Origin of the sequence: Streptomyces sp. Sge12 (assembly GCF_002080455.1) — a bacterium.
In the GTDB taxonomy this organism is placed as follows: domain Bacteria; phylum Actinomycetota; class Actinomycetes; order Streptomycetales; family Streptomycetaceae; genus Streptomyces.
In genome coordinates, this window is the sequence record NZ_CP020555.1 from 7,473,027 (window position 1) to 7,497,137 (window position 24,111).

Annotated in this window: 24 protein-coding genes; 16 read left to right on the plus strand and 8 right to left on the minus strand. The window is 73.6% G+C overall.

Annotated features, from left to right (window positions below; genetic code table 11):
* Positions 1 to 19 precede the first annotated feature (19 nt).
* A complete protein-coding gene (locus B6R96_RS33475) occupies positions 20 to 625 on the plus strand; it encodes an ABC transporter permease (RefSeq protein WP_081525375.1) in 606 nt (201 codons plus the stop codon).
* A 6-nt stretch (positions 626 to 631) separates the two neighbouring features.
* Here B6R96_RS33475 and B6R96_RS33480 read toward each other — a convergent pair whose 3' ends face one another.
* Together B6R96_RS33480 and katG are read right to left on the minus strand one after the other, a co-directional pair.
* Positions 632 to 1,237 (minus strand): hypothetical protein, encoded by a 606-nt coding sequence (locus B6R96_RS33480; protein ID WP_081524585.1) that lies wholly within the window; start codon positions 1,235 to 1,237, stop codon positions 632 to 634.
* Between the two features lie 342 nt (positions 1,238 to 1,579).
* Positions 1,580 to 3,769 (minus strand): catalase/peroxidase HPI, encoded by a 2,190-nt coding sequence (gene katG / locus B6R96_RS33485; RefSeq protein WP_081524586.1) that lies wholly within the window; start codon positions 3,767 to 3,769, stop codon positions 1,580 to 1,582.
* A 180-nt stretch (positions 3,770 to 3,949) separates the two neighbouring features.
* Here katG and B6R96_RS33490 point away from each other — a divergent pair, with 180 nt between their 5' ends.
* Entirely contained in the window at positions 3,950 to 4,384 is a 435-nt protein-coding gene (locus B6R96_RS33490; protein ID WP_081524587.1) for a Fur family transcriptional regulator, read from the plus strand.
* A 6-nt stretch (positions 4,385 to 4,390) separates the two neighbouring features.
* Here B6R96_RS33490 and B6R96_RS33495 read toward each other — a convergent pair whose 3' ends face one another.
* Positions 4,391 to 5,410, minus strand: coding sequence for an AraC family transcriptional regulator (locus B6R96_RS33495; RefSeq protein ID WP_081524588.1), 1,020 nt, complete (start codon positions 5,408 to 5,410; stop codon positions 4,391 to 4,393).
* Between the two features lie 242 nt (positions 5,411 to 5,652).
* Between B6R96_RS33495 and B6R96_RS33500 the strand changes: the two genes are divergently transcribed.
* Positions 5,653 to 6,438 carry a type 1 glutamine amidotransferase domain-containing protein gene (locus B6R96_RS33500; RefSeq protein WP_081524589.1) on the plus strand — a complete coding sequence of 262 codons (786 nt, stop codon included), beginning with the start codon at positions 5,653 to 5,655 and terminating at the stop codon, positions 6,436 to 6,438.
* Between the two features lies 1 nt (position 6,439).
* The gene (locus B6R96_RS33505; protein WP_081524590.1) at positions 6,440 to 8,647 is read left to right on the plus strand and encodes a hypothetical protein; all 2,208 of its coding nucleotides are present in this window, start codon (positions 6,440 to 6,442) and stop codon (positions 8,645 to 8,647) included.
* A 100-nt stretch (positions 8,648 to 8,747) separates the two neighbouring features.
* On the opposite strand, the gene B6R96_RS33510 is transcribed toward B6R96_RS33505, so the two are convergent.
* The gene (locus B6R96_RS33510) at positions 8,748 to 10,031 is read right to left on the minus strand and encodes an AI-2E family transporter (RefSeq protein WP_081524591.1); all 1,284 of its coding nucleotides are present in this window, start codon (positions 10,029 to 10,031) and stop codon (positions 8,748 to 8,750) included.
* Positions 10,032 to 10,293: 262 nt separating this feature from the next.
* On the opposite strand from B6R96_RS33510, the gene B6R96_RS33515 reads away from it, so the two are divergent.
* From B6R96_RS33515 to B6R96_RS33525, 3 genes are all read left to right on the plus strand, one after another.
* The gene (locus B6R96_RS33515; RefSeq protein WP_081524592.1) at positions 10,294 to 12,336 is read left to right on the plus strand and encodes an MMPL family transporter; all 2,043 of its coding nucleotides are present in this window, start codon (positions 10,294 to 10,296) and stop codon (positions 12,334 to 12,336) included.
* 92 nt (positions 12,337 to 12,428) lie between these two features.
* A complete protein-coding gene (locus B6R96_RS33520; protein WP_081524593.1) occupies positions 12,429 to 13,400 on the plus strand; it encodes a nucleoside hydrolase in 972 nt (323 codons plus the stop codon).
* 30 nt (positions 13,401 to 13,430) lie between these two features.
* Positions 13,431 to 13,613, plus strand: a complete 183-nt coding sequence (locus B6R96_RS33525; RefSeq protein ID WP_052873634.1) for a hypothetical protein — start codon at positions 13,431 to 13,433, stop codon at positions 13,611 to 13,613.
* Between the two features lie 59 nt (positions 13,614 to 13,672).
* Here the strand turns inward: B6R96_RS33525 and B6R96_RS33530 are convergent, their stop codons facing one another.
* Positions 13,673 to 14,296 (minus strand): TetR family transcriptional regulator, encoded by a 624-nt coding sequence (locus B6R96_RS33530; protein WP_053703542.1) that lies wholly within the window; start codon positions 14,294 to 14,296, stop codon positions 13,673 to 13,675.
* A 98-nt stretch (positions 14,297 to 14,394) separates the two neighbouring features.
* On the opposite strand from B6R96_RS33530, the gene B6R96_RS33535 reads away from it, so the two are divergent.
* From B6R96_RS33535 to B6R96_RS33550, 4 genes are all read left to right on the plus strand, one after another.
* On the plus strand, positions 14,395 to 14,586 hold the full coding sequence (locus tag B6R96_RS33535; RefSeq protein ID WP_030387812.1) for a hypothetical protein: 192 nt from the start codon (positions 14,395 to 14,397) through the stop codon (positions 14,584 to 14,586).
* An 8-nt stretch (positions 14,587 to 14,594) separates the two neighbouring features.
* Positions 14,595 to 14,876 (plus strand): DUF4190 domain-containing protein, encoded by a 282-nt coding sequence (locus tag B6R96_RS33540; RefSeq protein WP_384819822.1) that lies wholly within the window; start codon positions 14,595 to 14,597, stop codon positions 14,874 to 14,876.
* Positions 14,877 to 14,949: 73 nt separating this feature from the next.
* On the plus strand, positions 14,950 to 15,231 hold the full coding sequence (locus B6R96_RS33545; protein WP_081524596.1) for a DUF3253 domain-containing protein: 282 nt from the start codon (positions 14,950 to 14,952) through the stop codon (positions 15,229 to 15,231).
* A gap of 74 nt (positions 15,232 to 15,305) precedes the next feature.
* The gene (locus B6R96_RS33550) at positions 15,306 to 15,698 is read left to right on the plus strand and encodes a YciI family protein (protein WP_237291591.1); all 393 of its coding nucleotides are present in this window, start codon (positions 15,306 to 15,308) and stop codon (positions 15,696 to 15,698) included.
* Between the two features lie 46 nt (positions 15,699 to 15,744).
* Here the strand turns inward: B6R96_RS33550 and B6R96_RS33555 are convergent, their stop codons facing one another.
* Positions 15,745 to 16,641, minus strand: coding sequence for an NAD-dependent protein deacetylase (locus B6R96_RS33555; RefSeq protein WP_081524597.1), 897 nt, complete (start codon positions 16,639 to 16,641; stop codon positions 15,745 to 15,747).
* Between the two features lie 184 nt (positions 16,642 to 16,825).
* On the opposite strand from B6R96_RS33555, the gene B6R96_RS38675 reads away from it, so the two are divergent.
* From B6R96_RS38675 to B6R96_RS33575, 4 genes are all read left to right on the plus strand, one after another.
* On the plus strand, positions 16,826 to 18,055 hold the full coding sequence (locus B6R96_RS38675; protein ID WP_053703647.1) for a 2-isopropylmalate synthase: 1,230 nt from the start codon (positions 16,826 to 16,828) through the stop codon (positions 18,053 to 18,055).
* Positions 18,052 to 18,759 carry a Sua5/YciO/YrdC/YwlC family protein gene (locus B6R96_RS33565; RefSeq protein WP_081524598.1) on the plus strand — a complete coding sequence of 236 codons (708 nt, stop codon included), beginning with the start codon at positions 18,052 to 18,054 and terminating at the stop codon, positions 18,757 to 18,759. The genes B6R96_RS38675 and B6R96_RS33565 overlap by 4 nt, the downstream gene beginning before the upstream one ends.
* A gap of 110 nt (positions 18,760 to 18,869) precedes the next feature.
* The gene (locus tag B6R96_RS33570; protein ID WP_053177666.1) at positions 18,870 to 19,136 is read left to right on the plus strand and encodes a hypothetical protein; all 267 of its coding nucleotides are present in this window, start codon (positions 18,870 to 18,872) and stop codon (positions 19,134 to 19,136) included.
* Between the two features lie 91 nt (positions 19,137 to 19,227).
* Positions 19,228 to 20,919 carry a HEAT repeat domain-containing protein gene (locus B6R96_RS33575; RefSeq protein ID WP_081524599.1) on the plus strand — a complete coding sequence of 564 codons (1,692 nt, stop codon included), beginning with the start codon at positions 19,228 to 19,230 and terminating at the stop codon, positions 20,917 to 20,919.
* Here B6R96_RS33575 and B6R96_RS33580 read toward each other — a convergent pair.
* The gene (locus B6R96_RS33580) at positions 20,916 to 21,284 is read right to left on the minus strand and encodes a hypothetical protein (protein WP_081524600.1); all 369 of its coding nucleotides are present in this window, start codon (positions 21,282 to 21,284) and stop codon (positions 20,916 to 20,918) included. The two genes, B6R96_RS33575 and B6R96_RS33580, sit on opposite strands and share 4 nt — an antisense overlap.
* A 120-nt stretch (positions 21,285 to 21,404) precedes the next feature.
* Here B6R96_RS33580 and B6R96_RS33585 point away from each other — a divergent pair, with 120 nt between their 5' ends.
* The gene (locus B6R96_RS33585; protein WP_081525376.1) at positions 21,405 to 22,097 is read left to right on the plus strand and encodes a VOC family protein; all 693 of its coding nucleotides are present in this window, start codon (positions 21,405 to 21,407) and stop codon (positions 22,095 to 22,097) included.
* A 62-nt stretch (positions 22,098 to 22,159) separates the two neighbouring features.
* Here the strand turns inward: B6R96_RS33585 and B6R96_RS33590 are convergent, their stop codons facing one another.
* On the minus strand, positions 22,160 to 24,016 hold the full coding sequence (locus B6R96_RS33590; protein ID WP_443069995.1) for a serine/threonine-protein kinase: 1,857 nt from the start codon (positions 24,014 to 24,016) through the stop codon (positions 22,160 to 22,162).
* Positions 24,017 to 24,111 lie beyond the last annotated feature (95 nt).

The following is a 24,111-nucleotide window of genomic DNA, read 5'->3' on the forward strand; positions in this document are numbered from 1 at the left end:
CCCGATGGAGGTCTCCACCGTGTCCAGCCACACCACCCTCTCGCCGCCCGTCGTCCGTGACCACCCCACCCGCCGCCCCCGCGAGGTCGACAACCGCGCGGCCTACGTCAGCTTCGGACTCGCCTACGTCCTCGGCCACGGCGCGGCCGCCGCCTCCCACGGATCCGCGCCCGTGCTCGACCTGCCCGGCTGGCTGCCCATGGCACTCCTCGGCCTCGGGCTCGTGACCGGCGTCGTCCTGGCCACGCTCGCCGCCCTACGGGCCCAGCACGGGGCCGGCGCACCGGAGATCCTCTCCGGAAAGCTGCTCGGCGCCGCCTGGATCATCGGGTTCACCGCACTGTTCCTCGCCGTCACCGGCCTGACGTCCGTACTCGACCACCCGGAACTCCAGTCCGTCCTGTGGCCGGCCGGCTCCGGACTCGTCGTCGGCCTGCTCTACCTCGCCGAGGGCGCCGTACGCCGCAACGTGCTGCACTACAGCCTCGGCGTCTGGCTCGCCATCACCTCCACCGCGGCACTCGCGCTCGCGGCCCCCGGGTTCTACTGGGTCCTCGCCCTCGGGGGCGGCGGCGCCTACGCCCTCGCCGCGGCCCTCGAACACCGCCGCCTCCACGCCCGCTGACGGCCGTCAGGGCCGCAGGCCGGCCCGCCGCAGGGCGGCCTCCGAGAGCTCGCCGATGACGCGCTCGTCCCCGCGCCGCCAGGCGTCGGCGAGGCCTCCCGGCGGGGTGGGGAGCGAGAGGAGGTCGCCCAGCGGTCCGGTCAGGGCGCGCAGGGCGAGCAGGTCGGCGCCGCCCGGTGCGTCGAACAGGCGCCGCAGGGTGATGCTGCGCCGGATCCAGCGCAGGCGCGCGGGGAGCCACAACAGCAGGACGACGGCCACCGGCAGGACGATCAGGGCCACCGTGGTCAGCGTGGCCAGCTGGCCGACGGCGTCCTGCATCGACTGGCCGGCGTCCGCGAACCCGCTACTGGCGTCGGCCGCGGACTGGAGCGGCTTCTTCAGGAGGTCGCCGACGAACGGGACGTTCGAGGCCGCGTCGCCGGCGTCGGCGAGTCCGCCGGCGAGGCTGTCGCCGGAACTCTCCACCCTGCGGCCCGGCTCGGCCAACATCATGATCGCGTCGTGCACGGCCAGGGCGAACCACACCGCGGCGGCCATCAGGCCCACGGCGATCAGGTCCGCGAGCACCTGGCGGTTCCGACGTGCTGGGGTCTGTGCGTAGAGGCGCATCGGCGGGCTCCCGTTCGAGTCAGGACGTCGAGGACGTACGGACCCCACCGGACGGGCCCGGCCGGCCGGTCGACCGTACGCCGGTCTCTACCCTTCCACCGGCCCCGGCCGGCCAACCGCCCACCGCCGGAACCGGACGAGCCGGCCGGTCACCGACCGGCCGGCCCGTCGAACCGGCCTAGGCCGTCTCTTCCGGATCTTGTCGGGCCCGGCCCGCCCGGCACGGCACCTCGCCGCGTTGTCGGGGCGCCCGAGTACGTCCAGTACACGGGCGCCCCTCCGCCTTGCGATGTACCGCACCGGACGACCCGGGCTGATCCGACAAGATCCGAAAGAGACGGCCTAGGCGAGGTCGAACCGGTCGAGGTTCATCACCTTGTCCCAGGCGGAGACGAAGTCACGGACGAACTTCTCTCCCGCGTCCTTCGACGCGTAGACCTCGCAGAGCGCCCGGAGCTGGGCGTGCGAACCGAAGACGAGGTCCACCGCGGTCGCCGTCCACTTGACGTCGCCCGTGGCGTGGTCCCGGCCCTCGAACACGTTCTCCGCCGACTCCGACGCCTTCCACTGCGTCCCCATGTCGAGCAGGTTGACGAAGAAGTCGTTGGTCAGCGCCTCCGGGCGGTCCGTGAACAGCCCGTGCGGGGACTGCCGGAAGCCGGTGTTCATGGCCCGCATGCCGCCGACGAGCACCGTCATCTCGGGGGCGGTCAGGTTCAACATGCTGGCGCGGTCCAGCAGAAGCGCCTCCGGCGACAGCTTCTCGCCCGCCCGCAGGTAGTTCCGGAACCCGTCGGCCTCGGGCTCGAGGACGGCGAAGGCCTCCACATCGGTCTGCTCCTGCGTGGCATCCGTGCGCCCCGGTGCGAACGGCACCACGATGTCGTACCCGGCGTTCTTCGCGGCCTGTTCGACGGCCGCGCAGCCGCCCAGCACGATCAGGTCGGCGAGCGAGACCTTCTTCCCGCCGGACTGCGCCCGGTTGAAGTCCTCCTGGATCCCCTCCAGGGCCCGCACCGCCTCGGCCACCTCGGGCAGGTCGTTGACCTCCCAGTCCTTCTGCGGCGCGAGCCGGATCCGGGCCCCGTTGGCCCCGCCCCGCATATCGGTGCCGCGGAAGCTCGACGCCGCCGCCCAGGCGGTGCCGGCCAGCTGGGGCACGGACAGCCCCGCGGCGAGGATCGTGCGCTTGAGGGCGGCGACGTCCGCGTCCGCTACCAGCTCGTGATCGACCGCGGGGACGGGGTCCTGCCACAGCTGCGGTTCGGGGACCCACGGGCCGAGGTAGCGCGAGATCGGGCCCATGTCGCGGTGCAGCAGCTTGTACCAGGCCTTGGCGAACGTCTCGGCGAGCCGTTCCGGGTTCTCGTGGAAGCCCTTCGCGATCGGTGCGTAGACCGGATCCATCCGCAGCGCGAGGTCCGTCGTCAGCATCATCGGCGCGTGCCGCTTCGACGGATCATGGGCGTCCGGCACCGTGCCCCGGGCCTCGGGATCCTTGGGCGTCCACTGCTGCGCACCGGCCGGGCTCGTGGTCAGCTCCCACTCGTACCGGAACAGGTTGTCCAGGTACCCGTTGTCCCACTTCGTCGGCTCGGAGGTCCACGCACCCTCCAGCCCGCTGGTGACCGCGTCGGCGCCGGTGCCGCTGCCGTAGGTGTTCTTCCAGCCGAGGGCCTGCTGCTCGATCGGGCAGGCCTCGGGCTCGGGCCCGATGTAGTCGGCGCCGACCGCACCGTGGCACTTGCCGAACGTGTGGCCGCCGACGATGAGCGCGACCGTCTCCTCGTCGTTCATGGCCATGCGCGCGAACGTCTCGCGAATGTCCCGGGCCGCGGCGACCGGGTTCGGGTCGCCGTTGGGCCCTTCCGGATTGACGTAGATCAATCCCATCTGCACGGCACCGAAGGGGCCCGAGAGTTCCCGGTCTCCGCTGTAGCGCTCGTCCCCGAGCCAGGTGTCCTCGGGTCCCCAGAAAATCTCCTCGGGTTCCCAGATGTCCTCACGCCCGAAGCCGAAGCCGAACGTCTTGAAACCCATCGATTCCATGGCGCAGTTGCCGGCGAACACCAAAAGGTCGGCCCATGAGATCTTCTGACCGTATTTCTGCTTGACCGGCCAGAGCAGGCGGCGCGCCTTGTCGAGGCTCGCATTGTCGGGCCAGCTGTTGAGCGGGGCGAACCGCTGGGCGCCCGCTCCGCCGCCACCGCGTCCGTCGGCGATGCGGTACGTTCCGGCGGAATGCCAACTCATTCGGATGAAGAGCGGCCCGTAGTGGCCGTAGTCCGCGGGCCACCAGTCCTGCGACGCCGTCATCACCTCGAAGACGTCCCGCTTCAGGGCGTCGAGGTCCAGGGTCGCGAACTCTTTCGCATAGTCGAAACCGTCGCCCATCGGATCGGCCAAGGGCGAATTCTGGTGCAGAACCTGAAGGTCCAGCTGGTTCGGCCACCAGTCCCGATTCGACCTGGGGCGAGTCGGCGCGGGGGTCGGGGCATCGATTACTGGGTTCTCGCTGTCGCTGCCTGACACGTCCGTCCTTCTTCCTGTGTCGATGTTTCCTTCTGCTGGCTGCTTGCGTCGGCGCGTCCGTATGGTCGCGCACCGAAGGGCCTGCCGCCGCGAGAACACGCAGAGCGCGGGCGCGTAGAAAACAGTCGGAATTCGGAGCTAACGTTCTGTTGTCCCGCCGAGCCGAAAAGGTGAGCCGATATGAATGACCTGCTGGAGCGACTTCGGGGGCGCGGCTGGCGGATGACGTCCCAGCGGCGTGTCGTCGTGGAGGTCCTCGACGGCGATCACGTACACCTCACGGCCGACGAGGTGCACGCGCGCGCGGCGCAGCGGCTGCCGGAGATCGCCCGGGCGACCGTCTACAACACCCTGGGCGAGCTGGTCGCGATCGGGGAAGTGGTGGAGGTCTCCGTACAGGGCCGGGTGAAGCGCTTCGACCCCAACGCGCACCACCCGCACCAGCACTTGGTGTGCACGAGCTGCGGCCTCATCCGCGACGTCCATGCGACCGGTGTGCCGGCCGATCTGCCACCGCAGGAGCGGTTCGGCTTCGTCGTGTCCGCGGTCGAGGTCACCTACCGCGGGTTGTGCCCTTCCTGCGCCTCCGGGGCGGCGGGGCCCGCCCGACCGTGACCGTGTTCAGCCGGAGCCGGAGCCGGAGCCGGAGCCAGCGCTCCGGGCCCGGTAGGCGCCGGGGGTGATGCCCTCCCACCGGGTGAACGCGCGGACCAGGGCCGTGGCTCCGCTCAGGCCGACGAGCGGAGCGAGCCGGTCGAGCGGCAGGTCCGTGGTCTCCAGCAGCAGACGGGCCCGGCGGTGCCGAGCGGCGTCGAGGAGGGCCCTCCAGGAGGTGCCCTCCTCCTGGAGGGACCGGCGCAGGGTGCGCGGGCTGAGGTGGACGCCCCGGCCCGCGTCGGCGAGGCCGGTGCCGTCGAGCGGGGCGTGCTCCAGCCACTGCCGGACCCGCTCGGCGAGGGTGACGGCGGTCGACAGCTCGCGCAGCAGCCGGTCCGCGTAGGCGCGGTGCAGGGCGCCGAGTTCGGGGTCGTGCGGGGCGCGGGGCCGGTCGAGGTCGCGGTTGGCGACGGTGAGCGCGTTCTCGGGGGCGTCGAAGGTGACGGGGCAGCCGAGGATCCGGGCATACGGCTCGGCGGAGCCGGCACGGGCGTGGGTGAAGGACACCGACAGCGGCGCCCAGTCGTCGCCGGCGACCCAGCGGGCGGCCCGCACGATGCCGGCGATGATCGCCTCCACCTGCTGGGGGTGCATGGTGGCGGGGTCGACGGTCGGCCGGTACCGGATACGGGTGGCCTCGCCGCCGCGTTCCAGGGAGACCGTGCCGGCCTGGCTGACCAGGGGGTGGTAGCGGACGGCCGCTTCGGCGGCCTCCGCGAGGCTCGCGCAGGTGAGCACCACGTGGCCGAGGACGTGCAGGCTGCCCGGCTTGATCCCGTCCCCGACGCGGAGACCGGCGTGCGGGTCGCCGCCGTGGGTGCCGATCACCGCGTCCCAGAGGGCGCGCACCTCGGTGAACGGGAGCCGCTCCACGGGCGAGGCCCAGGCATCGGCCGCGGCCGTGCCGTCGGCGCCGTCCGCCGTGGCGTTCAGGACGGCGCGCGCGTAGGCCGCGGCGACGGTGGACGGCTCGATGCTGGGCATGGCGGTCAGTCAATGCCGGGCGCGGCCCGCCGTCAACCGGCGGCCGGGCCGGGGAGTCAACGAGGTGGCCGCCAGGGTCAATGACCGGGACCCGCGGCGCTCCTAGGGTCGGGCTGCCCGTTGCGGCAGGCCGGCCCGCAGACCCGTTGGGCCCATGGACCCGTTGGACCCGCAGACCCGTAGACGCGCAGACCTGCCGGCACGCGGCCGGTTCGCCGCATGCGCACCCGAAGGAGCACCTTTTGATCGTCTTTCTGCTGCCCTCGTCCGGCTACGACCCGACCGAGGCGGCCGTGCCCTGGGCCGCATTGCGGGACGCCGGGTACGACGTACGGTTCGCGACGCCCGACGGGCGGGTCGCACTGGCCGACCGCCGGCTGACGGACACCGGCTTCTCCTGGCTCTCCCCGTGGCTGATGACCCGTCGCGCCGAGCTGGCGGCCTACCGGCGGCTGACCGAGGACCCCTGGTTCCGCGCCCCGCTGTCCTACGCCGAGGTCGATCCGGCCGCCCTGACGGGGTTGTTCGTACCCGGTGGCCACGCGCAGGGGATGCGCACGCTGCTGGAGGACACGGCCGCGCAGCGGCTGTTCGCCCGGGTCTTCCTGCTGGGGCTGCCGGTGGGAGCGGTGTGCCACGGGGTGCTGCTGGCCGCGCGGGCGAAGGACCCCACGACCGGGCGGTCGGTGCTCCACGGGCGGCGGACCACCGCCCTGACCGCGCTGCTGGAACTCACCGCCTGGAACCTGACCCGGCTGTGGCTGGGCGGCTACTACCGGACCTACCCGGCAACCGTCCAGGCGGAGGTCACCGCGGCCCTCGCCGATCCGGGCCACTTCCTGGCCGGCCCGCCGCTGCCGGTCCGGGACACGGCGGCGCGCCCCGGACGCGGTTTCACCGTGCGGGACGGCAACTACGTCTCCGCACGCTGGCCGGGTGACTGCCACCGCCTGGCGGCGGACTACCTCGCGCTGGTCCGGTCGTACGGGCGCACCCCCGCGCCGTCCACCACAGAGAGCGGGAACTGACATGGCCCTGCGCAGTCGGCTGGCCACCGGGTCGCTGATCGCGGTACTGGGTACGGTCGCGGCGGGCGTCCCCGCGGCGACCACGGGCCCGGCGGCCGCCGCCACAAGGACCGTACCGGCGGCCCCGGCAGCGCCCGTGGCACCACCCGCAGTACCCGCAGCACCCGCAGCGCCGGCCACCGCCGCCACCGTGGATCTGGCGGGCTGGATGGGCGGGCTGCGCGCGGTCCTCGGCGACCGTCCGCTGAACCGGATCGTGATGCCGGGCAGCCACGACTCGGGGTCCTGGAGCATCACCCGCGACAGCGGGGTGTGCAGTCACGGCGACCAGGCCGGCCTCGCGAACCGGTTCCCGTCGATCGCGGCGAGCCTGTCCCGCACCCAGAGCGGCACCATCGTCGACCAACTCAGCGGCGGTGCCCGCTACTTCGACCTGCGCCTGTGCAAGCAGGGCGGGCGGTGGTTCACTTACCACGGCGGTCCGATGGGCAGCCAGTTCTTCGACGTGCCGGACGGGCGCGGCGGGGTGGTGCGCGGCGAGGTCAACGGGATCGCGGAGTGGATCCGGTCGCACCCGCAGGAGGTCGTCATCATCCGGCTGTCGACGGCCGCCGCGCCGGACACCGCGCGCGCCGACAACAGCGAGGCCGTCTCCGCGCTGGCGGCCGCGATCGGCGGCGGCGCCGGACACCCGTACCTGGCCGACGGATCGCTGAGCCCGACGTCGACGTACGACCGGTTCCTGGCCGCCGGCAAGCGGGTGGTGCTCATCGACGACATGGCGACCACCGGCCGGCCGTGGGCCTGGGGACCCGGCTCGCAGACCTACCGGGGCAGCTACGTGCAGGCGGACACCGCCTGGACCGACTACGTGAAGGCCCTGTTCGACCCGCACACCCTGCGCAAGAACTTCGACGCCGTCCTGCGCCGCGGCGACCAGGTCCTCGACCGGGCGCCGGCCCCGGCGGACACCGGGAAGTTCTTCGTCCTCCAGGAGATCATCGACCCCTCGCTGTCGATCCCGGACCTGGTCCTCGCGCAGGCACTGGAGAAGATCGGGGCGGTCCCCTCGTCGGTGGCCGACCAGTACCTCCTTCACCTGGAGCACCAGCTGAACCCGCTGGTGCTCGCGAAGCTGATGGGCGACTGGGGGACCTCCAACATCGCCGAGAACATGAACATCGTCATGACCGACGACGTCAACCAGGACGGTTCGGGGCTGCGCGCCGGGGAGCTCCAGCGCGGGATCATCGCCCAGAACACGCCGCCCACCACCGCGCGGACCTTCTACGGCGCGGAGATCGGCGCCGACGGGTCGTGGAGCGCGCCCACGCCGCTGGCCGGCTACGGCGGTTCGTTCCGGTTCGCCGGCGCGCGGGAATCCGTGGCCGCCCTGCCGGACGGCAGCACCCAGATCCTCGGACGCGGTCTCGACGGGAACCTCTACCACAACGTCCAGTCACCGGGCGGCGCGTGGCAGGGCTGGGCCCCTATGGCGGGGGTGGGCGGGGCTGCCGCCTTCAGCGGGCCCGAGTTCTCGATCACCGGCCTGCCCGACGGCTCGGCGCAGGTGATGGCCGTCGGCAACGACGGCCACGCCTACCACAACATCCGCCGGGCGGACGGGTCCTGGCAGGGCTGGTCCTCGGTGGCGGGGGACGGCGGCAGCGGACTCCTGCGGATCGCGGAAGTGTCGGCGTCGGGCATGCGCGACGGCTCGGCCCGGTTCCTGGTCTTCGGGGACGACGGCCGGATGCGGCTGGGCACCCGCCGGGCGGACGGCTCCTGGACCGGCTGGACGGTGGTGGCGGGCGTCGGCGCCCCCGATTTCCGCGGATCCGCCCCGGCGATCGCCGCGCTGCCCGGCGGCGACAGCCAGATCGCGGCGATCGGCCTCGACGGCAATGTGTGGCACACCGTCCTGCGAGCGGACGGCTCCCGGCAGGGCTGGAGCGGGCCGCCCGGAGTGTCCACCGCCCGGATGGGCGCCGGCGCGATCGCCCTCACCGGCCTGCCGGACGGGAACAGCCGGCTGCTCGCCGTCGGCCTCGACGGCAACGTCTGGCACACGGTCCGCGACGGCAACGGCGCGTGGGCGCCCTGGCGCCCGGTGCCTGGCCCGAAGGGCGCCGGGAGCTTCCCCGGCGACCGGGTCGCGCTCGCCGGCCGGCCCGACGGGTCGGCCCGGTTGCTGGTGACCACGCGCTGAGCGAGCGGGACGAGTACGGCGAACGGGAGCGGGTGCGACCGAGTGCGACCGGTCGCACCCGCTCACCGTTCGACCGGTGCGCCCTGGGCGGGGTGCCGCGTCAGGCGGGGTCCCGGTCGGGCGCCGAGGGCGGATCCACCCGCTCCTCGGCGACCGCCTCGGGGGAGTCCTGCGCCGGCTCGTCGTCCCCGCCGTTGGCGCGCAGGTGCCCGATGACCGTGTTGGCCACGGCGACCAGCGGGACGGCGACGACCGCTCCGCCGATGCCGGCGACCACTCCGCCGGTGGCGACGGCCAGGACCACGGCCAGCGGGTGGACCCGTACGGCCCTGCCGAGGATGAACGGCTGCAGCACGTGGCCCTCGATCTGCTGGACGACGAGCACCACCAGCAGGGTCATCAGCGCGGTGAACACCCCCTGGGTGACCAGTGCCACGACCACGGCGAGAGCTCCGGACGCGACGGCACCCACGAGGGGCACGAACGAGGCCAGGAAGATCACCACGGCGATGGGGACGGCGAGCGGCACGCCCAGGAAGTAGATGCCGAGGCCGATGAACAGGGCGTCGATGAAGGCGACGATCAGCGTTCCGCGGACATAGGCGGTCAGGGTTCCCCAGGCGGCCGGGCCCGCGTCGGCGACGTCGGGCCGGGCGGCGGCGGGGACCAGCTTGAGCGTCCACTGCCAGATGCGCCTGCCGTCGTACAGCAGGAAGAGCGTCGAGAACATCGCCAGCAGCATGCCGGTGATGATCTCCACCAGGACGGTCACGCCCCGGAGCCCGGTCGAGGTGATCTCGCTGGTACTGGTGCCGATCGCATCGCTCAGGCTGCCGGCGACATCGTTGATCTGCTGCTCGGTCACATGGAAGGGGCTGTCGAGGAGCCATCGTTTCAGCTCTTCGATGCCTTCCTGGAGCCGCCCGGACAGAGTGTCGAGGTTGTCGAGCACCTGCCAGACGACGAACCAGCCGATCAGCCCCAGGACGACGAACCCGAAGAGCGCGGTGAGGGCCGTGGACAGCCCCTGTGAGAGCCCTGCGCGGTGCAGCCGGGAGACCGTCGGTTCCAGCAGGGCGGTGATCAGCAGCGCGGCCGCGAAGGCGAGGACGACGAGCCTGACCGAGCCGATCACCCGCATGATGACCCACAGGGTGGCCGCGAGCACCAGGAACCGCCAGCCGGCCTCGGCCGCGACCCGTACGCCCCAGGGCACCGCCCGGGCGGGGTCCGGGTTGCGCGGACGGCCCCGGCGGGCCTCCGCGACACGCTGCCGCTCGGCCAGCAGCTCTGCCTCGTGCCGCGCCTGTACCTGCGTACGACGCTCCCCGAGCGCGGCGGCGCCGTCCTTCACGCGACCGAGCCACGTATGAATGCCAGGCATCCGGCACCTCCTTCCTCACCCCGCCGTCTGCCCCGGATTTCCTGGATCAGGCCGGTGCGGCCCGACGCGTTCGGAGAGGGTTCGAGAGGATTTCGGGGGCGCCGGGGCGTGTCAGGCCGGGAAGTGATGCAGAAACGCTGCATGTTGCCCCTGGGGCGCCCGCACCCGGAAGGTGGGCCCCCGCACCGGGGGGAGCACCCGATGGCTTCCCGGCCCCTCCCCGGGCCTTCCCGGTCCACCCGCACCCGTTTCCAGGAGCATCATGCGCACGTCGCCCCGACCGGCCCGGTGGCTGCTGCCCGTCCTCCTCCTCGTGGTCTGGCTGGGCGTCGGAGGGAGCCTCGGCCCCTACGCGGGCAGGCTCGGGGAGGTCTCCACCAACGACCAGGCGGCCTTCCTGCCCCGCAGCGCCGAATCCACCCGGGTCGCACAGGCCCAGGGCGCCTTCCGGCAGGAGGAGTCCCTGCCGGCCGTGGTGGTCTGGACGGCGGACGGCGCCGCGGGAGTGACCCCGGCCACGACCGCCTCCGCGCAGGCCGCACTGGCCGCATTGGCGGGCCGCCCCTGGATCGCCGGCCCGGCCTCCCCGGTGGTGCCGTCCCGCGACGGCAGGGCGCTGCAGGCGGTGGTACCCCTGGACCCCGCTCTGGGCGACGAACTGCCCGCCGCGGTCGACGAGATCCGTGAGGCCGGCGACCGGGTCGCGGCCACCACCTTCCACGTGACGGGGCCGGCGGCCACCCGGGCCGACCTGTCACAGGCCTTCGCCGGGATCGACGGGCTGCTGCTGGGCGTGGCCCTGGCGGCCGTCCTGCTGATCCTGCTGCTCGTCTACCGCAGCGTCCTGCTGCCGCTTCTGATCATCATCGGCGCCGTGTTCGCCCTCTCCCTGGCCTGCGCGATCGTCTATGTCCTGGCCGACGCGGGGCTGGTCCGGGTCGACGGGCAGGTCCAGGGGATCCTCTCGATCCTCGTCATCGGCGCGGCCACCGACTACGCCCTGCTGCTGACCGCCCGCTTCCGCGAGGAACTCGGGCACACCGAGGACCGGTACGCGGCCATGCGCGCGGCCTTGCGGCAGTCCTGGGGTCCGGTCGTGGCCAGCGCCGCCACCGTGGCCCTGGGCCTGCTCGCCCTGTTCCTCAGCGACCTGACCAACAACCGGGCGCTCGGGCCCGTCGGGGCGATCGGGATCGTCTGCGCGGTGGCGAGCGCCCTCACCTTCCTGCCGGCGGCGCTGGTGCTGCTGGGGCGCAAGGCCTACTGGCCGGCGCACGTTGCCGCCGGGAGCGGCTCGGCAGGGGTCTGGAGCCGGATCGCCGCCCTGGTCGGCGGGGCTCCCCGGCGGGTCTGGGCGGTGGCCCTGGCGGGCCTGCTCGCCTGCGCCGCCTTCGCGCCCACCCTGCACTCCGGCGGTGTTCCGCTGGACGAGATCTTCGTGAACGAGGCCCCTTCGGTGACGGGGCAGAAGGAACTGGGCCGGCACTTCCCGGGCGGCGCCGGCAATCCGGCCGTGGTGATCGCCGCCGCCGACCGGCAGGCCGAGGTGCGCGAGCGCGCCGCAGGCACGAGGGGCGTGGACTCGGCCGCGGTGCGGGGCGAGAAGGACGGCCGGGTACGGATCGACGTGGTCCTGAAGGACCCGGCGGACAGTGCGGCGGCGAAGGAGACGGTGGTCAGGCTCCGCGAGGCGGTCCATCCGGTGCCGGGCGCGCACGCCCTCGTCGGCGGGTTCACCGCACAGGCCCACGACACGCAGCAGACGGCCGAACGGGACCGCGAGGTCATCGTCCCGGTGGTGCTGGCCATCATCCTCGTCATCCTGGTGGCCCTGCTGCGCTCGCTGGTGATGCCGCTGCTGCTGGTGGCGACGGTGGCCCTCAACTTCTTCGCCACCCTGGGCGTTTCCGCCCTCGTGTTCCACCACGTGTTCGGGTTCAGCGGCACCGATTCGTCCGTCCCCCTGTACGGCTTCGTCTTCCTCGTCGCCCTGGGCGTGGACTACAACATCTTCCTCATGTCGCGGGTGCGCGAGGAATCGCTGCGCCACGGCGTCCACGACGGGGTGATCCGGGGGCTGACGGCCACCGGCGGGGTCATCACCTCCGCGGGGGTGGTGCTCGCCGCGACGTTCGCCGCGCTGGGGGTCATCCCGCTGGCGTTCCTCGCGCAGATCGCCTTCATCGTGGCCTTCGGAGTCCTCCTGGACACCCTCGTCGTGCGCTCGCTCCTGGTCCCCGCCCTGGTCCTGGACATCGGCCCGGCGTCCTGGTGGCCGGGCCGGCTGAGCCGCCGCCCGAACTGAGTCCGTCCGGGTCGGCGGGGCGAGGCACTCTGGTCCGGGCACCGCCGTGGCGGCACACTGGAGCCCCCACGCCCCGCAGCGCCAGGAGTGACGTGCCCGTCCCCATCATCATCGACTGCGATCCCGGCCACGACGACGCCCTGGCGATCATGCTGGCCGCCGGGGATCCGGCGGTGGACCTGCTGGCCGTCACCACGGTCGCGGGCAACCAGACCCTCGACAAGACCACCCTCAACGCCCTCCGCGTGTGCACGGTCGCCGGGATCACCGGCGTCCCCGTCGCGGCCGGTTGCGACCGGCCGCTGGTCCAGCCGCTCGACGTGGCGGCCGACGTGCACGGGGTGAGCGGACTGGACGGGCCGATGTTCCCGCCCCCCACGGTGGAGGTGGCCGCCGAGCACGCCGTGGACCTCATCCACCGGCTGCTGGCCGAGCACCCCGAGCCGGTCACCCTCGTCCCGACCGCCCCGCTGACCAACATCGCCCTGATGCTGACGCGTTACCCGCAGGACGCCTCCCGCATCCGCGAGATCGTCCTGATGGGCGGCTCGACCGAGCGCGGCAATCGCACCCCGGCCGCCGAGTTCAACGTACTCACCGACCCGGAGGCCGCCGACATCGTCTTCCGCTCCGGGGTGCCGCTCACCATGTGCGGGCTCAACGTCACGCACCAGGCACTGGCCACACCCGAGGTGGTGGCCCGCTTCGTGGCCCTGGGCACCCCGCTGGGACGGATCTGCGCGGACCTGCTGACCTACTTCGGGTCCACGTACCGCGCGTTGTACGGGTTTCCCAGCCCGCCGCTGCACGACCCCGTCGCCGTGGCCCGGGTCATCGACCCGGGCCTGGTGCACTGCGTGGACGCCCATGTCGCCGTGGAGCTGCACGGCCGCTACACGCGCGGCGCCACCGTGGTCGACCTGCACCGCTCCACCGGCCGCCCGGTCAACGCACGCGTGGCGACGACCCTGGAGACCGGCGCGTTCTGGGACCGCATGGTCGCCGCCGTCGCGACGCTCGGCGCCGAGGGGAATGGGACCGGGGACCCGGGGCACACGGCGTAGGGACGGTACGTCGCTCAGGAGGTGGTGGCGGTGCGCGCTACGAAGGTACTGGACTCCTTTCCCGCCGGTGATCCGTACGGGAGTTGGCCCGCCGAGGAGTACGCGGCCCGGTGCCGGGAGCGGGGCCAGCGGGCGGCCGTCGTGATGGACCTGGACCGGGACGCCTTCCTCGTCGTGGTCCCCGACGCGGACGCGACGCGCAACGCCGCGTAGCCGCGCCGCCCGGCCCGGACACCCCGCCCGCACACAGGTCGACTCGCGCTCATCAGCGGTCATTTCGCCCAGTGCACGCGCCCGAGATGGATCAGGCGCAACTGGGCGAGGGCCGTGCCGGTCGCGGCCGACCAGTCCTCGCCCCGCAGCGAAGCGGTCAGGAACGCCGAGGCCGTCATGAACATGTGATCCACCAGCAGCCGCGACAGCATCGTCACGTCGTCGGGGGCCCAGCCCGCGCTCACCGGATCGGATCCGAGCGCGACACCGATCTCGTCGGCGAAGACGTCGAGTTGAGCGGCGATGGCGTCGCGCACCGCCGGTACCCCGCCGTGGCGCTCGCGGACCAGGAAGCGGACGTGCGCGGGCCGGTCGCGCACCAGTTCGGCGATGAGCCGCACCACGGCTTCGCCGCGGCGGGCGGCGTCGCCGGTCGCGGCGAGGATCTCCCGCACCGTCGCGTGCAGGCTGGCCAGCGCCTCCTCGACCAGTACGGTCCCCAGCTCGTCCATGCCCCGGAAGTGCCGGTAGAAGGCGGTGGGTGCCACCCCCGCGGCCCGGGTCACCTCCCGCAGGCCGAGGCTGCCGAGGCTGCGTTCCGCCAACTCCGCCAGGGCCGCGTCGAGGAGGGCGCGCCGGGTGCGGCGGCGCCTGATCTCACGAAGGCCGTTCTCTGTGCTCATGACGCGAAGTCAACCGCGTCACACTTGGCCGCCGCCAGCATGAGAAGAATTAGACTGGGTAGTCAGTGAACAACTGTTACCTGAATGGAGGACGTCTCATGCTCTTCCTCGTAGGTGCGCTGCTGGTGCTCGGCCTCGTCCTGGGGGTCGTGGCCCATGTCCCCGTGCCCGTCAGCGTGGTCGGCGGTCTCGCCATCGCCCTCTGGCTCGCCCTGTTCGCCGCGCGCGAGCGCTTGTCCGGCCACCGCCGGGCCGGACGGCTCGACCACGGCCGCGGAGGTGCCCGATGAGCCCGCGCGTGGATTCCCGTACCGCGGCCGGCAATCCGGCCGGTACCCGTACGCGTACCCGTGACGCCGACGCGATGGCCGTCACCGGCTTCGTCCTCGGCCTGGTGGGCCTGCTCGTGATGAACCTGATCCTCGGCCCGACCGCCGTCGTCCTCGGCGCCCTCGCACTGCGGCGGCACACGACCCGGCCCGGCCGGGCCCGCCTGGCCATCGGCCTGGGCCTGGCCGACGTGGTGCTCCTCGCCTGCCTCGTCACCGCCGACGGCACCTGGTCGTGGAGCCTGACCTGAGCCTCCCCGCCCCGGGCGGGGAGCAGGGCCGCGATCCCGGGCGGCCGGGCACGGCCGGGGTGACACTGGCGGGGTGAGCGACGACAGCGAACGGCAGACGGTGCGGCGTCTGGAGCGCGTCATCCTGGAACTGCTGGAGCGCCGCGCGCCGGCCGCCACGATCTGCCCCTCCGACGCCGCGCGAGCGGCGTACGCGGGGACGGACGACGGATGGCGCGCGCTCATGGAACCGGCCCGGCGCGCGGCCCGGCGGCTGGTCGAGGCCGGCGCGGTGGACATCACCCAGGGCGGGCGTCCCGTCGACCCGGCTACGGCTCGCGGTCCGATCCGGATCCGGATCCGCCGACACCGATGAGTTCCGCGGCGACCGCCGGTCTACCCCTTCGACAGCACGCAGAGCGCAGCAGCCGCCCCGGAAGGGTGAGGAACATGAAGTACATGATCCAGATGAACGTCCCGGCAGCCGAGTGGGACGCCATCATGTCGGGGTACTCCGAGCAGGACATGCAGGCCATGTTCGCCCACATGAACGCCCTCAACGACGAGCTCACCTCCGCCGGGGAATGGGTGGACGGGCAGGGCCTCGGTGGCCCCGCCCTGGTCAAGACGGTGCGGGCCGGGAGCGACGGCCGGCCCGAGGTGACCGACGGGCCGGCCCGGGCGGGAGACATCCTGGCCGGGTACTGGGTCGTCGACGTCAAGAGCGAGGACCGGGCCCTGGAGATCGCCGCACGGGCGTCCGCCTGCCCCGGAGCGGGCGGGAAGCCCAGTAACGACCCGGTCGAGGTGCACCCGATCCCCGGCGCCCCGACGGCCGCCTGAGCCATCGGCGGATCCGGCCGGGTCCGAGCGGGTCCGGCCGGTTCCCCTAGGTGCCCGGGCCGTCGACCGGGACGCCGAGGCGGCCGGCCACGTCGGTGAGGGTCGGCCCCAGGGGGAGCGCGACCCGGGTCAGGGCGTGCGGGTCGCCGCGGGTCGGGTCGTTGTTGACGATCAGTACGGGCTTCCCGGCCCGGGCCGCCTGCCGGACGAACCGCAGCCCCGACATCACCGTCAGTGAGGATCCCAGGACCAGCAGCGAGGTCGCCCCGTCCACCAGGCCGCGGCAGTGCTCGACCCGCCGCGGCGGAACGGACTCGCCGAAGAACACCACGTCCGGTTTGAGGACGCCGCCGCACCGCGCGCAGGGCGCCACCCGGAAGTCCCCGACCTGCCCGTCGGTGAGGTCGGCGTCACCGTCCGGGTTCAGGCGGGCGGCGACCGGCTCGAATCCGGCGTTGGTCGCCTCCAGCCGCCGGGCCAGTTCCCGGCGGGAGTCGACGGCACCGCACGCGAGGCACACGACCCGGTCCAGGCTGCCGTGGAGTTCCACCACGCCCTCGCTGCCGGCGGCCTGGTGCAGGCCGTCGACGTTCTGGGTGATCACTCCCGTGAGCAGACCGGCCCGCTCGAACGCCGCCACGGCCCGGTGCCCGGCGTTGGGCCGGGCCCGCCCGAAGGTACGCCAGCCGAGGTGACTGCGCGCCCAGTACCGGCGCCGGGCCCCGTCGCTCGCGGTGAACTCCTGGTAGGTCATCGGGGTGTGCCGGCTCAGGCTTCCACCCTTTCCCCGGTAGTCGGGGATGCCCGACTCCGTGGACATGCCCGCCCCGCTCAGCACCAGCACACCGCCACCGCGCAGCGCATCGGCGACCGGCTCCGGATCGGCGGTGCCGGGCCGGAGATCGCCGGGAGGCGTCCAGCTCAGGGTGGGGCGCATGCGCATGCCGCCAGGGTACGCAACCGGCGCGCCCGGGGTCGGCGGCCGAGCGCCCCGGGCCCGGGGCCCGGGTGGGGAAGGAAGCCGCACCTGTTCGAGCGTGCGCATTGCGGTGACGGCTCGTTCGCCTGTTGATGGCGTGCGGCCGAAACGGGCGGGCCGACGCCCGGGCGCGGAGGGTGTGGTGTGCGTGGACGTGGTGCGGGAGTCGGCTGCCGCGGGGCGGGTGGTGCTGTGGGAGGAGTCGGCCCGCGACGGCGCGCAGGCGAAGACGCTGATGACGCCGGGATTCCGGGTGGAGCTCGCTCGCGCCACGGGCCGGGTCTTCGGCCAGGACGGCCCCCGGCACGTGGTGTTCGCCGCGGGCTTCCCCGCGGTGTGCGGGCAGGAGTACGAGGCCGTGCGCCGGGTCGCCGTGGAGGCCGAGGGCGCGGTGAGCGTCGCGGCGGTCTGCCGCGGGGCGCGCCGGGATCTGGAGCAGGCGATGGCCTCCGTACGGGGCAGCCGGCACGCCCGGGTCATGGTGGTGGTGCCCGCTTCGGAGGCGATGGCGCAGGTGATGGTCCACCGCCCGGCCCCCGAAGCGCTCCAGGGCGGGGTCGACCTCGTGAAACGGGCCCGCGACCTGGACGAGGAGGTCGCGGTGGACGTGTGCCTGGCGGACGCGTCCCGGGCCGACCACGCCCTGATGGCGCACTACGCGCAGGCCATGACCGGTGCCGGGGCGGGGCTGATCGTCCTGGCGGACACGGTCGGCGCCCAACTGCCCGCCGGCTGCCGGGAGATGTTCGCCCGGGTCGGTGCGGAAGCCGGCGCAGAGGTGGTGCTGGCCTCCCACCTGCACAACGATCTCGGTCTGGGGCTGGCCAACACGCTGCAGGCGCTCGCCGCCGGGGTCCGCGTGGTGTCCTCCTCCTGGCTGGGGATCGCCGAGCGGGCCGGAATGGTCGCCACCGAGCAACTGCTGTTCCTCCTCGCCCGGCACACCGACGACCTGCTGGGAGCGGACGCCGCACCCTGGTGGACCCCGCCGGACCTGACCGGGCTGCCGGCCATCGCGCGCAAGGTGGCCGACGAGACCGGTGTGCCGCTGACCGTCACGACGCCCGTCGTGGGAACCGGCGTGGCCACCATCTCCACCGGGACACCCTTCGTCCACCCGCAGCTCTTCCAGCCGTACGACCCCCAACAGGTCCTGGGCATCCCGCCCCAGGTGCTCCTCACCCACCTGGCCAGTGCCCGGGTCGTCACCGCGGTCGCCGCCCGCCTCGGGCACGCCCTGGATCGCGATCAGGCCCGAGCGGCGATGGCATGGGCCAAGAACCGCGCCTACCGCACCGGCCGGGCCGTGATCGACGACGACTCCTTCGCCGACTACCTCGACGGCCTCACCCACCCCGCAGCCGGAGGCGCACGATGAACACCGAAGCCGCCGGACACCGGGGCGCGGTCGACCTCGACGAGGCCCGGCGGGCCCTGCGCGCCGGTGCGGCCGTGGTGCTGCCGAACCCCGCACCCCTCACGCACGTCGTCACCGCCACCACGCCGCACGCCGTGAACGAGGCCAAGGGCAGACCGCCGGGCCAGGCCGTGGCGCTGTGGGCACACCACGCCGAGACCCTGCGCACCGTCCTCGCCGTCACCCGACTCGACGCCGCAGCCACCGCCCTGGCCGCCCGGCTGCTGACCGAGGAACACCTCACCGTGCTGCTGCCGCTGCGCGCCGACCCCCGCCTGCCCGGCTGGCTCGCACCCGCCGCCCAGGAGGGCCGCGTACTGCTCTTCGGTGCCCGCTGGCAGCCCCTGCGTCCGCTGCTCGACGAGCACCCGGTGCTGTACGTCAGCAGCGCCAACCGCACCGGCCTGCCGCCCGCCGCCACCACGGCCGAAGCGCTGGCCTTGTTCCCCGCCGCCGTCCCCGTACTGCGGCCACCCCACCGCGCGGACGGACCGGAGGGCGGCCCGGCGCGCCGGGCGACGACCACCGTGGCCGTGCACCCCGACGGCCGTCTGACGCTCCACCGCCACGGCGCCCAGGACCGGTCCCACCCGCACCCGGACGACTACCTCGACCACCTCCGGGCGCGCTACGGCTCCTCGGCGTCGCGCATCCGGGGCCGGTGAGGTGAACCTGTACGTCGGACGGCGGCGGGACGGGTGGCAGCAGTGGCAGACCGCCGGGGCGCACCCGAGGCTCGGTTCCGGGGACGAACACGAGGAAGGGGCAGCAGGCAATGCCGCAGGCCAATGAGGAGGGCGTCGCCGAGCGCCCGATCGGTACGGTTGATCAGCGACGGAGTCGAGCCGGGCACCTGGGGACCGCGCTCAGGCGGACCAATCTGCTCCCGGCGTTCTTGGTGCTCACGGCCATGACGGTCGCCCTGTGGCTGATGGGCATGCCGTTCCTCCAGGCCCTGACGATCTCCACCGGAGTGAAGATCGCGGTGGCCCTGCTCGAACTCCGGCGGCTGCCCGCCCCCGTCGACGAGCCGCCGGCCTGAGCAATTGCCGCGCCGCCCCTCCCCGCGCCCTGGCAGGATGCCCCGGACGGGGTACGGCCACTGGGGAACGGGGCGGGGGAGACCGGGGGACATGGGGGACGCGCTGGACGTGCTGCACGCGTTGGACTGGCGGGCGCTGGGGGCAGCGGGGTCGGACCGTCCGGCCACCGACGTGCCGAAGGTACTGCGCCGGATCGCCCGTGCGGACGCCACCACCCGTCCGGAGGCGGTGGCGCGGGCGTACGAGGAGCTGTACGACCTGCTCGCTCGGGACGGGGGCATCGAAGCGATCGCGGTCGCGCTGCCGTTCCTGGTGGACCTCGCCCTCGACCCGCGGACGGTCGCACGGCCGGACCTGATCGACGTGCTGGTGTGCCTGTCCCGCGTCGATGCGGGCGGCGACGCCGGGGAGGCCGGCTCCGCGCGGAAGGAAGCCTGGCGGCGGCAGTGGCCCCGTATCCGGAGGCTGTTCGACGACGGGGACCCCGTGGTGCGGCGGACCGCGCTCCCGCTGATCGCCGACCGGACCGGCCCCCTGCTGGAGCGGTGGCACCGGGAGACGGACCTCTCGGTCCGGGTGGCCCTGCTGCTGGCCCTGGGCCCGGCCGCGGCCTCCGAGGCACCCGGACCGTCCACGGCCGCCGAGGTACGGGCCGTGCTCGGCGCCGCCCTGCACGGCGAGAACCCGCTGCTGCGGGTGGCGGCCGTGCTCTCCGCAGCACCTCTGGACCCGAGGGCGGCGCTGCGGGCCCGCCCCATGCTGTTGGAGGTCCTCACCGATCCGGTGCTCGCCCCGCTGTTCGAGGAGGTCTGGTACTCCGTCTCCGGCGAAGTCCCCTGGGGGCGCGAGGGCGTGCTGACCAGGGTCGTGGAACTGCTCGAAGTCGAACCGGAGGCGGCGACCGCGTTCGTGACCGCCCTGGCCGAGACCGGGAGCCGGATCGGCGATGCGGAGCTGCGCCGCTGCGCGATGGACGAGGCATGGCGCCTCCTGGTGACCCGGCCCTCCGCGGCCGCGGCCGTACTGCCCCTGGCAGCAGGGCTGCTGGCCGACCCGGACGACGACGTGCGGTACAAGGCCGCGCATCTGCTGGCGGTGCTCGGCCCCAGGTCCGCCCCGTACGCCGACCGGCTTGCCGCCCTCCTCGACGACCGCGGCGCCTCGCAGTTCTTCGACGGCACCGTCGGCGAGCACGCGCGGTGGGCCCTGACCCGGATCGGCGACCCGCGCGCCCTGCCCGGTCTCGTGGAGCAACTCGTCGCGCCCCACCGGGACATGCAGGGCCGGGGCTACAGCCCGAGCGACCCCCGCCGGCCGGACGTCGCCGATGTCCTGCGGCCCCTGCGCGCCCACGCCGAAGTGCTGCTGCCCGCCGTACGGGAAGCCCTACGGGACGAGGTCTCCCGCGCGGGATGGCTGGTCGGGGACCTCCGGGCGGTCCTCGACGCGTGGGGCGAGAGCTCCTTGCTGCCCGGTGAGGTCGCGCCGGAACCGCCTGCGCCGTACCCGCCGGCGCCGGAACCGCCTGCGCCGGAACCGGCGCAGGCGGAGGAGACGGTGCTGACGTACGCCGCCGACGGGCAGTGGCACGTGAGGCTGCCCACCGCCCTCGACGCGCTCGCCCGCCACGGACACCCCACCCCGGCCGTCCGGGAGGCGCTCACCGCGCTCGTGACCGCGGACCGCCGACTCTCGGAGTACGGCGACCACCGTGCCTTCCACCAGGACGAGGAGATCCGCGCACGGATCGACCGGCTGCTCGCGCCTCCCCGGACGTCCTAGGAGGACCTGCGGCGCAGCGCCCGGCGGGCCACGTACAGGACGACGAGCAGCGCGACGACGACGAGCACGACGATCAAGAGCGTCTTGAACAGGCCGCCCTTCTTCTTGCTCTTCTTCTTGCCCTTCTTGTTCCCGGTGGTGGCCCGGACCTGGGACGACGTCGGCGCCTGGAGACCGGTTGCCACGCCGGCGCCGGCGAGCAGTCCGCTCTGCGGCAGCGCCGCGGCAACAGGAGCCTGCCGGACGGCCGGAGCGGCCGCCGATGCGGTTGCCGCGGGCCCCAGAAGCAGCCCGGCGAGCACGAAGAGCGGGATGACGGCCGCCGCGACCGTCGGGCGCTTCTTCGGAATGCTGTTCGTTGTCACTGTTTCCCCTGTTCTCCCCTGCCCCGGTCGGGTCCGGTGGGACCCGGCAGGCCGAGGCTTGAAAGCATCGTCGACGAGTTCGAGCGCCCCGGCAAGGACATGGACTGCGAGGATGGGGCCATGGAGCAGATGCTGAGTCGGCAGGAAGCGTCGGAGGCGGTCCAGGACCACGGGTGGCGCTTCTTGCTGGGCGCTTTGCGCACGTCGGTGCCGGTCGGGTCGTTGGCCCAGGCGATCGGCCTGGCGGCGGACGCCGTCGCGGTGTGCGGCGACCACGCCGACCGGCACCTTCGGGTCGATGTCCGCCCCGACCGGGTCGTCTTCACTCTGCAGTCGTCGGACCGCGCAGCGGTCACCGCCCGGGATGTCGAACTCGCGCGTCGGATCTCCGCCGCCGCGGAGGAATCCGGGTGTGTGACGGAGCCCGACATCGGTACGGGGGCACCGCGGTCCGTCCAGCTTCTGGAGATCGCCATCGATGCACTGGACATCGCCGGGATCCGGCCGTTCTGGAAGGCAGTGCTGGGTTACACGGATGAGGCCGGTGCCGAGGGGCCGGAGGATCCGCTCGTCGACCCGGTCGGGCAGGGCCCGGCCGTCTGGTTCCAGCAGATGGACCGGGCGCGCCCGCAGCGCAATCGCATCCACTTCGACCTCTGTGTTCCGCACGACGAGGCACCCCGGCGGATCGAGACCGCACTGGCGGCCGGGGGCCGACTGCTGTCCGCGACCCGGGCCCCCGCATTCTGGGTGCTCGCCGACCTGGAGGAGAACGAAGTCTGCGTCACCACATGGCAGGGCCGGGACGGATGAAAAACGTCCTCCGAACCTGCCGGTCACAGCCCCTCGTCGAGGGCCGTGACCGGCGCGGGCCCCTACCTCTTCGCCGCGGCCTCGGCATTGCGCCACACCGTCAGGTCCAGGGTGATGAACGCGGTCTCGTTCTTCCCGCCCGACCTGCCGCGGAAGGTCGCCAGCGTGATGTGCCCGGCCTTGCTCAGCACGCAGACCTGCGACCCGTCCGTGAGCTGGTCGAGGCCGACCTTCTCGGTGAAGCGGGTCACGGCACGGCAGGTCTCCAGGGAGCCCTTCTCGGAGTTGTTCAGCAGAACGAGCTTGCCGTTCGCGGTACCGAACTTCTCGTCCCCGAACAGGGTGTCCCGGTAGAAGAAGAGGTCGCCGTGCCCGTAGAGCACCCCTGCGCCGGTCGGCTCCTCGGCCGGGCGCGGCGGGTTGTCGGCGAACATCAGCTGGTGGTTCTGGGGCACGTCGATGCCCTCGTACGCGACCGGCTGCGGGTCGGGCGCCTTCTGCGAGGCGCTGCCGCCGCCCGACGCCTTGTCGCCCCCGCCCTTGGTGCCGTCCGGCAGCAGGGACCCGATGACCGCCAGCCCGATGACCGCCGCCGCGACCGCCCCTACGACGATCAGCCCCGTCCGCTTGGGGCGCGGCCGGGCGGGCGGACCGGGAACGAAGCCCTGGGTGTGGAACGGCGGCGGCGTGCCGTGGACCGGGGCGTACGAGGGCTGCGTGTACCGGGGCTGGCTGTACGGGGGCTGCTGCTGCGGGTGTTGCTGCGGGTACGGGGGCTGCGCGTACGGGGGAGGCGTCGGGTATCCCGGCGGCACGGCCCCCGGCGTCCCCGGGGCCCCCTGCGCCCGGGCCGCCTGCGTCGGCGCGGCGGCCACGTCGGTCGGCACGTACCCGGGCGCGGCGGCGGGTACCGCAGGCGCACCCGGGGCCGGGGACTGCGGCGCGACCTCGGTCGGAGTCGGAGTCGGAGTCGGTGCGGCCGTCGGCTGCGGCGGCGGGGTGGGCGCCGGCGCGGGCAGCTGCAGCCGCTCGGTGATGGAACCGGCGACGGCCTGCGGCAGCCAGTCCTCGCCCTGGCGCAGCGGGGTCTCCGAGGCCGCGTTGCACAGCTCGATGACCTCGGTCAGGGTCGGGCGGTCGGCCGGGTCGCGGCTGAGGCAGCGGGTCACCACCGGCCGCAGCTCCTCGGGCAGGGCGCTGAGGTCGGGGTCCTCGTGCACGATCCGGTAGAGCACCGCGTGCGAGGGCCCGTCGCCGAAGACGGAGGCCCCGATCGCGGTGAAGGCCGCGATCTGCCCGAGGGCGAAGACGTCGGTGGCCGGGGTGACCGTGCCGGCCGAGGCTTGCTCGGGCGCCATGAACGCCGGGGTGCCGACGCTGACGCCCGTACTGGTCAGCGCGGTGGAGTCGGCGGCCCGGGCGATGCCGAAGTCGATGACGCGCGGGCCGTCGGAGGCGAGCAGGACGTTGGCGGGCTTCAGGTCCCGGTGGACGATGCCCGCGCCGTGGATGACGTGCAGGGCCTCGGCGACCCCGACCGTCAGCAGCAGCACGCTGCGCACCGGGAGCGCGCCGTGCCGGGCCACGGCGTGGGCGAGCGAGGGGCCGGGTACGTAGGCCGTGGCCAGCCAGGGCTGGGGGCCCTCGGTGTCCGAGTCGATGACCGGCGCGGTGTAGAGCCCCTGGACCCGCTCCGCGGCCCGCACCTCCTGCTGGAAGCGCCGCCGGAACTCGGGGTCCTCGCTGAACTCGGGCCGGATCACCTTGATGGCGATGGGCCGGCCGCCGGGCGTGTAGGACAGGTAGACCTTGCCCATGCCGCCGGCGCCCAGCACGGCCGCCAGGCGGTAACCGCCCACGACGGCGGGGTCGTCCGCCTTGAGCGGCTGGAAGAAGTCGGCGGAAGGTGCGCTGGCCATGGGATCCATCTCTGATTGCGGCGGTCAGCACCTGCCGGCGCCCCGAAGTCAACCGAGAGCGTACCCAATGCCGGGACCACCCCCCGCCCCGGACC